The following is a 10,453-nucleotide window of genomic DNA, read 5'->3' as shown; positions in this document are numbered from 1 at the left end:
AGGATGATCAGGTCGGCGCAGGCGATCTGGTCCTCGAACACTTCTTCGACGGGATCGTCGTGGTCGAGCGAGTCGTCGGCGGCGCGCTGCGCCTGGAGGGCATCCATGTCCGAGGCGACGCGGCCGTCAGCCAGCGCCGGGCCATCGACCACGGCAACGACGCCGTCAACCGTCACGCGGCTCTTCACCGTCGGCCACTGAAAAGCCTGCACAAGCGGCTTCGGCAGAGCGAGGCCGGAGGTCTCGATCAGGATGTGGTCGACCTTCGGCGTGCGAGACAGGATCTGGTCGAGCGCCGGCACGAAGTCGTCGGCGACGGTGCAGCAGATGCAGCCATTGGCGAGCTCGACGATGTTTTCCTCCGGGCAGGTGTCGACGCCGCAGCCCTTCAGGATCTCGCCGTCGATGCCGACATCGCCGAACTCGTTGACGATGATTGCCAGCCGCTTGCCCTTGGCGTTCTCGAGCAGGTTGCGGATTAGCGTCGTCTTGCCGGCGCCGAGGAAGCCGGTGACGACGGTGCAGGGCACGCGGGAAACGGAAGCGTTCATGGTCAGTCCTTCAGCATGTCGCGGGGAGGGATGCGGGCAACCAGGCCGCGCTTGAGGGAATCAGGCCGGCCGCGCCAGGGGATCAGGCCGTCGGTCGAAGTGGCGAAGAGCTTTGCACCGGCGACGAGGTCGGCGCCGCTGGTCGTTTCCAGATCGCCGAAGACGTAGCTCCAGCAGCCGTCGCGCAGAAGTGCTGCGCTCAGCCGGCGCTTGCAGTTGCCGAGGCATTCGACGGTGCGGATGCGGATGTTTTCGCCCGATGCAGCACGGCGCGTGCCTTCGGCCAGCAACGCGCCGGCGCGCGGATGCGCATCGGACCCGGTCTCGTCGCGGCAGGATGAGCAGACGATGACGGTCACGCCGTCCGACGCGTCGGGCTCGGACGAAATGTCCGCGATGTTTGCCGGGAAACTGCCGTTGCGATCCAAAACCAGGCTCCTTGCCCGGAAAACCCGCCGGGCATTCGGATACTTAAAGTCTCAGACGGCAGGTCTCCTGGCTCGCGGGTCGTCGCCTCAGATGCCGCCTTCCCGGGAACATCCCAGTGGTTTTCGGCCGGGGCTCGTCGCTCACAGTTGCGGGGACAGCCGCGGATTTGGGTTTTGGCCCGCACCGCATTCCCTCTTGGCTCCTCCCTTTGCCGGGAGAAGACCGTCTGGGTCAGGATTTAGGCTTACGGCTAGGCGCCTGTCAACGCGCGGCTACGACACTGCGATGTCGGCCAGCGCCGGTCCGAGGTCGCCGGCCGGCGTCACTTCGATCGCCTCAAGGCCGAGCCAGCCCTGCGTCTGCTTCAGCTCCTCGAAGAGTTGGGCTGCCGTCTCGGGTGGCGCGCCGGCCTCGGCATAGGCGGCGTGGACGCGCAAGATGCTCGCAGGCCGGTCGGCCCTCAGGTCGACGCGGGCGACGATGCGGTCGCCGAACAGGAAGGGCAGCACGTAGTAGCCGTATTGGCGCTTTTCGGCCGGCGTGTAGATCTCGATGCGGTAGCGAAAGTTGAAGAGCTTTTCGGTGCGCGTGCGTTCGAAGACCACGGGATCGAAGGGGGCGAGCAGGGCGCGCGCTTCGATCCGGCGCGGGATTCGCGCGTCCTTATGGAGATAGGCGGGCCTATCCCAACCTTCGACCTTCACCGGCAGCAATTCGCCGGTTTCAACCAGTTCCTCGATGCGGTCCTTCGTATCGCCGGGCGCCAGCCGGAAATAGTCGCGGAGGTCGCCATAGGTGGCGATGCCATGGGCACGGGCCGAGATACGCAGCAATTCGCGATGCGCGTCCTCGACCGAGGGTACGGGCAGGTCGAGCACGGCCTGCGGCAAAACGCGCTCGGGCAGGTCGTAATAGCGTTCGAAGCCGCGCCGGTAGGCGGTGGTGATGCGTCCGGCCCAGAACAGCCATTCGCAGGCGTGCTTGGCCTCGCTCCAGCCCCACCAGCCGCCATTGCCCTTATGGCCCTCAATGTCGGAGGCGGCGATCGGCCCGCAATCGGCGACCTCTCTATAGATCTCGTCGATCATTTCCTTGCGCTCACGGCCCCATTTGGCCAGGCCGAGATACATCTCCTCGCCCTGCTCGGCGCGCTGCATGCGCCAGCGCAGCAAGGGGTAGGTCTCGACAGGCAGGAACGAGGCCTCATGCGCCCAATATTCAAAGACCGCGCGCTTGCGGGTGACCGCGGCGTTGTCGAGCAGCGCAAGCGGGTAGGGGCCGAGGCGGGAATAGAGCGGCATATAATGAGCGCGCACCACGGCGCTGACGGAATCGATCTGCAACAGGCCGGTTCGCGAAAGCACGCGCGCAAGGTGCCGGCGATCCGGAACCCCTGCGGGACGAGGGTCGTTGAACCCCTGTGATCCAAGCGCAATGCGCCTGGCCATGGCGAGCGAGATCTTCTCCTTCATCAAGCTGTCCTTGCCCCGATCGTCCGTTGGATTTTTAGCCGGTGATTCCGGCCATGCTAGCAGGCAAATGGCGGGAGATATGTCAGGAGAGAAAAGTGGAGTAAAAAGCGAAGGAAATCAAACAGGAGCGGATCGGACCAGTTTCTTCCGATATGGCGTCCAGGGCCGCGATTTGAACAAGGTTTGACTTGCGTCACCGAAACCGCTGCGCTAACCCTCGCCGCGTTGCAGCATGGGCTCCCTTAAAACGGTTCAGCGGTTAAACTGTCACGCTTCCGCATTAGAGTTCGTTGCTGTAATCAAAGTGAACTACCCCGCCGAAGGAAAGCCGCCGCATGAGCGCACTCCTGAGTTCATATCTGCCTATCGTGCTGTTCATCGCCGTGGCGATGATCGTGGGTCTGGCGCTCATCATTGCCCCCTTCCTGGTGGCCTATCGCAATCCCGATCCGGAAAAGCTTTCCGCCTATGAATGCGGGTTCAACTCGTTCGACGACGCCCGCATGAAGTTCGACATCCGCTTCTACCTGGTGTCGATCCTGTTCATCATCTTCGATCTCGAGGTCGCCTTCCTGTTCCCGTGGGCGGTGTCCTTCTCGAAGCTCGGCATGCTCGGCTTCTGGTCGATGATGGTGTTTCTGGCGGTGCTGACCATCGGCTTTGCCTATGAATGGAAAAAAGGAGCGCTGGAATGGGATTGAACGACAGTTCAGGCACCCTCGTCGCGCCGAAGCCCAAGGGCATCATCGACCCCAACACCGGCAGGCCGGTGGGGGAGGACGATCCCTTCTTCCTCGAAATCAACAATGAGCTGGCCGACAAGGGCTTCCTTGTCACCTCGACCGAAGCGCTGATCACCTGGGCGCGCAGCGGCTCGCTGATGTTCATGACCTTCGGCCTCGCCTGCTGCGCGGTCGAGATGATCCACACCTCGATGCCGCGCTATGACTCGGAGCGTTTCGGCGTCGCGCCGCGCGCGTCTCCCCGCCAGTCCGACATCATGATCGTCGCCGGCACGCTGACCAACAAGATGGCGCCGGCACTGCGCAAGGTCTACGACCAGATGCCGGAGCCGCGCTACGTCATCTCGATGGGCTCCTGCGCCAATGGCGGCGGCTACTACCACTATTCCTATTCGGTGGTGCGCGGCTGCGACCGCGTCGTGCCGGTCGACATCTATGTGCCCGGCTGCCCGCCGAGCGCGGAAGCGCTGCTCTACGGCATTCTCCTTCTGCAGAAGAAGATCCGCCGCACCGGCACGATCGAACGGTGAGCCGATGACCCTGGCGTTGAACGAACTCTCCACCTATCTCGGCGAGAAGCTCTCCGGCCGCATCGGCGAAGCCGTGCTTGCCTATGGCGAGCTGACCGTTTCGGTCGAGCCGGGCAATCTGATCGAAGTAGCGACCTTCCTGCGCGACGATGTGCGCTGCCAGTTCATCTCGATCATCGACATTTGCGGCGCCGACTATCCGTCGCGCGCCAAGCGTTTCGACGTCGTCTATCACCTTTTGTCGCCGAAGCAGAATGTGCGCATCCGCCTCAAGGTCCAGGCCGACGAGGAAACGCTGGTGCCGTCGCTGACCGCTGTCTATCCCGGCGCCGACTGGTACGAGCGCGAGACTTACGATCTGTACGGCGTGCTGTTCAGCGGCCATCCGGATCTGCGCCGCATCCTCACCGACTACGGCTTCGAGGGGCACCCGCTGCGCAAGGATTTCCCGCTGACCGGCTTCGTGGAGGTTCGCTACGACGACGAGGCCAAGCGGGTCATCTATGAGCCGGTCGAACTCAAGCAGGAATTCCGCAATTTCGATTTTCTCTCGCCTTGGGAAGGCACCGACTATGTGCTGCCCGGCGATGAGAAGGCGAAGGCAAACTGAGGCGCCACGATGGCTGAAACCTCCGTCCGTAATTTTAACATTAACTTTGGACCTCAACACCCTGCAGCGCACGGTGTTTTGAGATTGGTCCTCGAACTGGACGGCGAAGTTGTTGATCGCGTCGATCCGCATATCGGCCTGCTGCACCGCGGCACCGAGAAGCTGATCGAGGCCAAGACCTATCTCCAGGCCGTGCCCTATCTCGACCGGCTCGATTATTGCGCGCCGATGAACCAGGAGCATGCCTTCGCGCTAGCGGCCGAGCGCCTGCTCGGCATCGAGGTGCCGAAGCGCGGTCAGCTGATCCGCGTGCTCTATTCCGAGATGGGCCGAATCATGTCGCACATCCTCAATGTGACGACGCAGGCGATGGATGTCGGCGCGCTGACGCCGCCGCTTTGGGGCTTCGTCGAGCGCGAAAAGCTGATGGTGTTCTACGAGCGCGCCTCAGGTTCGCGCATGCATGCAGCCTATTTCCGGCCGGGCGGCGTGCACCAGGATCTGCCGCAGAAGCTGGTCGAGGACATCGGCAAGTGGATCGACCCTTTCCTGAAGTCGATCGACGACCTCGATGCGCTTTTGACCGGCAACCGCATCTTCAAGCAGCGCAATGTCGATATCGGCACGGTGTCGCTGGCCGACGCGTGGGCCTGGGGCTTTTCGGGCGTGATGGTGCGCGGCTCGGGCGCCGCCTGGGACCTGCGCAAATCGCAGCCTTATGAATGCTATTCCGAGATGGATTTCGACATCCCGGTCGGCAAGAACGGCGACTGCTACGACCGTTATCTCGTGCGCATGGAAGAGATGCGCCAGTCGGCCAAGATCATGCGCCAGTGCGTCGATCTGCTGCTCGGCAAGGAAAGTGCAGGCCCGGTGTCGAACCTCGACGGCAAGGTCGTGCCGCCGAAGCGCGCCGCAATGAAGCGCTCGATGGAAGCGCTGATCCACCACTTCAAGCTCTATACCGAGGGCTATCGCGTGCCGGCCGGCGAGGTCTATGCGGCCGTCGAGGCGCCCAAGGGCGAATTCGGCGTCTATCTGGTCTCCGACGGCACCAACAAGCCCTATCGCTGCAAGCTGCGCGCGCCCGGTTTCGCGCATCTGCAAGCCATGGATTTCCTGTGCCGCGGCCACATGCTGGCCGACGTCACCGCCGTGCTTGGCTCCCTCGACATCGTGTTTGGTGAGGTCGATCGCTAAAATGTCAGTTCGTCGTCTCGCAGATGCCAGCGTCCAGCCAGCCACCTTCGCCTTCAACGAGGCGAATGCGGCGGCAGCGCAGCAGTGGATCGCCAAATACCCGAAGGGGCGCGAACAGTCGGCCATTATCCCGCTGCTGATGATCGCGCAGGAGCAGGAAGGCTGGGTCACCAAGGCGGCGATCGAGACGATCTCGGACATGCTCGGCATGCCGCGCATCCGTGGTCTCGAGGTCGCGACCTTCTACACGCAGTACCAGCTCAATCCGGTCGGCACGCGCGCGCATATCCAGGTCTGCGGCACCACGCCCTGCATGCTGCGCGGCTCGGAAGCGCTGATGGATGTGTGCCGCTCGAAGATCCATCACGACCAGTTCCACACCAACGACAAGGGCACGCTGTCGTGGGAGGAGGTCGAATGCCTCGGCGCCTGCGTCAACGCGCCGATGGTCATGATTTTCAAGGACACTTTCGAGGACCTGACGCCTGAGCGGCTGGCCGAGATCATCGATCTCTACGACGCCGGCAAGGGCGCCGAGGTCAAGCCGGGGCCGCAGAACGGCCGCCATGGCTCCGAGCCGGCCGATGGTTTGAAGACGCTTACCAGCGAAAAGGCGATCCTGAAGTCGACGCGTGACAAGGAAGCCAAGGCGGCCGCGAAGGCTGCCAAGGACGCCGCCGCCGCGGCGCCGGCTGCTGCCCCTGCCGCCGTCGTCTCGCAAGCGGTGCCTGCCGCAGCCCCGGCACCTGCTGCTCCGGCAGCCTCGGGCCCGGTTGCGCCGTCCAAATCCGGCAAGCCGAAGACCGATGCGCCCGAGACCAGCCCGGCCTTAGCGACGCCGTCGCCGGTCAAGGTTGCTCCGGCCACCGAGAAGGCGGCCAGTGTCAGGGCGCCGCGCCATTCGGCCGCCAATGCCAATCAGGCTTCTCCGGAAGTCGAGGCCGTTTCCAAACCGCGCAGCGGGCCCAAGAACAAGGCAGAGCCGGCGGCCGCTTTCAAGGCGCCGGAAACCAAGCAGCCGGTCGCCAAGACGGAAAAGCCTTCGCTGGATGACAAGAACCGGCCGGCCGGCATCGAGCGTCCGGCGACGGTCGACGATCTCAAGCTGATCTCCGGCGTCGGGCCGAAGATCGAAGCGATCCTGCATTCGCTGGGCATCTACACCTTCGCTCAGGTCGCGGCCTGGAAGAAGGCCGAGCGCGAATGGGTCGACGGCTATCTCAATTTCCGCGGCCGCATCGAGCGCGACGACTGGGTGAAGCAGGCCAAGGCGCTCGCCAAAGGCGGCGTCGCCGAATACATCCGCGTCTTCGGCAAGAAGCCGGTCTGAGGGACGACAAATGCTTCAGGACAAAGACCGCATCTTCACCAACATCTACGGCCTCTTCGACAAGTCGCTGGCCGGCGCGCAGTCGCGCGGCATCTGGGACGATACGCCCGGTCTCATCGCCAAGGGCCGCGACTGGATCGTCAATGAGATGAAGGCTAGCGGGTTGCGCGGCCGCGGCGGCGCCGGCTTCCCGACCGGACTGAAGTGGTCGTTCATGCCCAAGCAGAGCGACGGCCGTCCGAGCTATCTGGTCATCAATGCCGACGAATCCGAACCCGGCACCTGCAAGGACCGCGACATCCTGCGCAACGATCCGCACACACTGGTCGAGGGCGCGCTGGTTGCCGGCTTCGCCATGGGCGCAGTCGCGGCCTACATCTATGTGCGCGGCGAGTTCATCCGCGAGCGCGAGGCGCTCCAGCGCGCCATCGACGAGGCTTACGCGGCCAAGCTGATCGGCAAGAACAACACGTCCGGCTACGACTTCGACGTCTATATGCATCACGGCGCCGGCGCCTATATCTGCGGCGAGGAGACGGCGCTGCTCGAAAGCCTAGAAGGCAAGAAGGGCCAGCCGCGGCTGAAGCCGCCATTCCCGGCCAATGTCGGCCTCTATGGCTGCCCAACCACCGTCAACAATGTCGAATCGATCGCGGTGGCGCCGACCATCCTGCGCCGGGGCGCGGCCTGGTTCTCGTCCTTCGGCCGGCCGAACAATGCCGGCACCAAGCTGTTCTGCGTCTCCGGCCACGTCAACAATCCGTGCACCTTCGAAGAAGCGATGTCGATCCCGTTCCGGGAGCTGATCGAGACGCATTGCGGCGGCATCCGCGGCGGCTGGGACAATCTGCTGGCAGTCATCCCGGGCGGCGCTTCGGTGCCGCTGGTGCCGGCCGAGCAGATCATGGACGCGCCGATGGATTTCGATGCGCTGCGCGACCTGAAATCCGGCCTCGGCACGGCTGCCGTCATCGTCATGGACAAGTCGACGGATATCGTGAAGGCGATCGCCAGGCTGTCCTACTTCTACAAGCATGAGAGCTGCGGCCAGTGCACGCCGTGCCGCGAAGGCACCGGCTGGATGTGGCGGGTGATGGAGCGGCTGGTGCGCGGCGAAGCGCAGAAGCGCGAGATCGACATGCTGCTCGATGTCACCAAGCAGGTCGAGGGCCACACGATCTGCGCGCTGGGCGACGCGGCGGCCTGGCCGATCCAGGGCTTGATGCGACATTTCCGCGGCGAGGTGGAACGCCGCATCGACGAGTTTTCGCGCAACGCGCACCGGGTCGAGCCGGTGATGGTGGCGGCGGAATAAGACTTCGAAATACGGGCGCAAGCCCGAGACGGAAAGCAGGGGCGGGGCATACGAAAAACGACCAGGAGAACTCTATGGCGCCGTATTCGATACCCTATCCGTTCATGCCTGATTTGGACCAGCTCGAGAAGATGAACCAGGACCTGACCAAGATGATGCCGAAGGAGATGGCCAGCGCCGTCAACCTTCTGGCGCATCCGGTCGCGGGCGCGGCGGCGATGTCGGCGCTGGGCATTGGTTTTGCCAACCATGCCGTCGGCATGTGGATGGGCGCCTTCACCGGCGCGCTGGAAGCTTCGCAGCGCATGTTCCAGCCTTTCCTCGACGATCTCGAGGCGCAGAGCGAAGCGGTCGCCAATGCGTCCAAGGCGCGCAAGGCGACCGAGACCCTGATCGCCGAGGCGCAGACCTTTGCCAGGGACGTGACCGATATCGCGGTGAACGCGACCGAGAAGGCTCTCGACACGACCGGGGCCGATATTGTCGCCCAGCCGGCAGCGGCCGCATTGATGCCCGAGGATTTCAGGCAGCCGAAGGCCGTCGACAAGCCGGCGAAGCCGTCGGACCTGAAGGCGATTTCGGGTATCGGACCGAAACTGGAGAAGGTGCTCAACGGTCTCGGTATCTGGACCTATGAGCAGATCGCGGCCTGGACGTCGCAAGAGATCGCCTGGGTGGAAGATTATCTGTCGCTTGCCGGCCGCATCGGCCGCGACGACTGGACTGCGCAGGCGGCGGCGCTCGCCGCGAAGTGATTTGAAAAGCCGGGCGCGGTGCAAACCGCGCCCGGAAGATAGATTGCGGACATCCGCGAGGGTTTGAGGCGAATGGCAAAGCTAAAGGTCGACGGGAAAGAGATCACGGTACCCGACCATTACACGCTGCTGCAGGCGGCCGAGGACGCCGGCGCGGAAGTGCCGCGCTTCTGCTTCCATGAGCGGCTGTCGATCGCCGGCAATTGCCGCATGTGCCTGATCGAGGTGAAGGGCGGCCCGCCCAAGCCGCAGGCGTCTTGCGCCATGGGCGTGCGCGACCTGCGCCCCGGCCCGAATGGCGAGCCGCCGGAAATCTTCACCAACACGCCGATGGTCAAGAAGGCCCGCGAAGGCGTGATGGAGTTCCTGCTGATCAACCATCCGCTGGATTGCCCGATCTGCGACCAGGGCGGCGAGTGCGACCTGCAGGACCAGGCGATGGCGTTCGGCGTCGATTCCTCGCGCTATCACGAGAACAAGCGCGCGGTCGAAGACAAGTATATCGGCCCGCTGGTCAAGACGGTGATGAACCGCTGCATCCACTGCACGCGCTGCGTCCGCTTCACCACCGAAGTCGCCGGCATCTCCGAGCTCGGCCTGATCGGCCGCGGCGAGGATGCCGAGATCACCACCTATCTCGAACAGGCGATGACGTCGGAGCTGCAGGGCAATGTCATCGATCTGTGCCCGGTCGGCGCGCTGACCTCCAAGCCATTCGCCTTCCAGGCGCGGCCGTGGGAATTGACCAAGACCGAATCGATCGACGTCATGGATGCAGTCGGCTCGGCGATCCGCGTCGATTCCAGAGGTCGTGAAGTGATGCGCATCCTGCCGCGCGTCAACGAGGCGGTGAACGAGGAGTGGATCTCCGACAAGACCCGCTTCATCTGGGACGGCCTGCGCACGCAGCGCCTCGACCGCCCCTATGTGCGCAAGAACGGCAAGCTCGCTCCGGCAAGCTGGGCGGAAGCCTTCGCGGCGATCAAGGACGAGGTGTCGAAGACCGCGCCCGAGCGCATCGGCGCCATTGCCGGCGATCTCGCGGCCGTCGAGGAAATCTACGCGCTGAAGCTTCTGATCAACGCGCTCGGATCGAAGAACATCGACTGCCGCCAGGATGGCGCCGCGCTCGATCCGTCGCTCGGCCGCGCCAGCTACATCTTCAACCCGACCATCGAAGGCATCGAGCAGGCCGACGCGGTGCTGATCATCGGCGCCAATCCGCGCTTCGAGGCTTCGGTGCTCAATGCCCGCATCCGCAAGCGCTGGCGCGTCGGCAACCTGCCGGTTGGCGTGATCGGCGAGATCGGCGACACACGCTACGACTATGAACTGATCGGCGCCGGGCCGGAATCGCTGAAGGATCTCGCTGACGGCAACGGCAAATTCTTCGAGGTGCTGAGCAAGGCCACGCATCCGCTGATCATCGTCGGCCAGGGCGCGCTGGCGCGCACGGATGGCGCGGCGGTGCTCGGCCAGGCGGCAAAGCTCGCCACCGCCGTCAACGCGGTCACGGCC

Annotated in this window: 11 protein-coding genes and 1 riboswitch; of the genes, 8 read left to right on the top strand and 3 right to left on the bottom strand. The window is 64.1% G+C overall.

Annotated elements, in window-relative coordinates; all coding sequences use genetic code 11:
• The 3 genes from cobW to EOA24_RS15225 all read right to left on the bottom strand — a co-directional run.
• On the bottom strand, window positions 1-551 hold a 551-nt coding region (cobW, locus tag EOA24_RS15235), incomplete at its 3' end, for a cobalamin biosynthesis protein CobW (protein WP_127409889.1).
• Window positions 552-553: 2 nt separating this feature from the next.
• Window positions 554-979, bottom strand: a complete 426-nt coding sequence (locus EOA24_RS15230) for a DUF1636 family protein (protein ID WP_126082106.1) — start codon at window positions 977-979, stop codon at window positions 554-556.
• A 39-nt stretch (window positions 980-1,018) separates the two neighbouring features.
• A riboswitch (cobalamin riboswitch) is annotated at window positions 1,019-1,222 on the bottom strand.
• Window positions 1,223-1,252: 30 nt separating this feature from the next.
• The gene (locus EOA24_RS15225; protein WP_127409888.1) at window positions 1,253-2,452 is read right to left on the bottom strand and encodes a winged helix-turn-helix domain-containing protein; all 1,200 of its coding nucleotides are present in this window, start codon (window positions 2,450-2,452) and stop codon (window positions 1,253-1,255) included.
• Between the two features lie 335 nt (window positions 2,453-2,787).
• Here EOA24_RS15225 and EOA24_RS15220 point away from each other — a divergent pair, with 335 nt between their 5' ends.
• From EOA24_RS15220 to nuoG, 8 genes are all read left to right on the top strand, one after another.
• Window positions 2,788-3,153: an NADH-quinone oxidoreductase subunit A gene (locus tag EOA24_RS15220; protein ID WP_042643187.1), complete on the top strand. Its 366-nt coding sequence runs from the start codon at window positions 2,788-2,790 to the stop codon at window positions 3,151-3,153.
• The gene (locus tag EOA24_RS15215; protein ID WP_015317338.1) at window positions 3,144-3,725 is read left to right on the top strand and encodes an NADH-quinone oxidoreductase subunit B; all 582 of its coding nucleotides are present in this window, start codon (window positions 3,144-3,146) and stop codon (window positions 3,723-3,725) included. Before EOA24_RS15220 ends, EOA24_RS15215 begins: the two co-directional genes overlap by 10 nt.
• A 4-nt stretch (window positions 3,726-3,729) precedes the next feature.
• Entirely contained in the window at window positions 3,730-4,335 is a 606-nt protein-coding gene (locus EOA24_RS15210; protein WP_127256551.1) for an NADH-quinone oxidoreductase subunit C, read from the top strand.
• A 9-nt stretch (window positions 4,336-4,344) separates the two neighbouring features.
• Window positions 4,345-5,535: an NADH-quinone oxidoreductase subunit D gene (locus tag EOA24_RS15205; RefSeq protein WP_126060207.1), complete on the top strand. Its 1,191-nt coding sequence runs from the start codon at window positions 4,345-4,347 to the stop codon at window positions 5,533-5,535.
• A 1-nt stretch (window position 5,536) separates the two neighbouring features.
• On the top strand, window positions 5,537-6,865 hold the full coding sequence (locus EOA24_RS15200) for an NADH-quinone oxidoreductase subunit E (protein WP_126082109.1): 1,329 nt from the start codon (window positions 5,537-5,539) through the stop codon (window positions 6,863-6,865).
• A 10-nt stretch (window positions 6,866-6,875) separates the two neighbouring features.
• Complete coding sequence (gene nuoF / locus EOA24_RS15195; RefSeq protein WP_126082110.1) at window positions 6,876-8,180, top strand: NADH-quinone oxidoreductase subunit NuoF; 1,305 nt, start codon at window positions 6,876-6,878, stop codon at window positions 8,178-8,180.
• Between the two features lie 74 nt (window positions 8,181-8,254).
• The gene (locus EOA24_RS15190) at window positions 8,255-8,935 is read left to right on the top strand and encodes an NADH-ubiquinone dehydrogenase (RefSeq protein WP_126082111.1); all 681 of its coding nucleotides are present in this window, start codon (window positions 8,255-8,257) and stop codon (window positions 8,933-8,935) included.
• Window positions 8,936-9,007: 72 nt separating this feature from the next.
• The coding region (gene nuoG / locus EOA24_RS15185) for an NADH-quinone oxidoreductase subunit NuoG (protein ID WP_127409887.1) at window positions 9,008-10,453 on the top strand (1,446 nt) is incomplete at its 3' end.

Origin of the sequence: Mesorhizobium sp. M2A.F.Ca.ET.039.01.1.1, from assembly GCF_003998035.1 — a bacterium.
Classification (GTDB): domain Bacteria; phylum Pseudomonadota; class Alphaproteobacteria; order Rhizobiales; family Rhizobiaceae; genus Mesorhizobium.
Note: the sequence above shows the minus strand (reverse complement) of the source record. Positions and strands in the feature narration are given on the sequence as shown.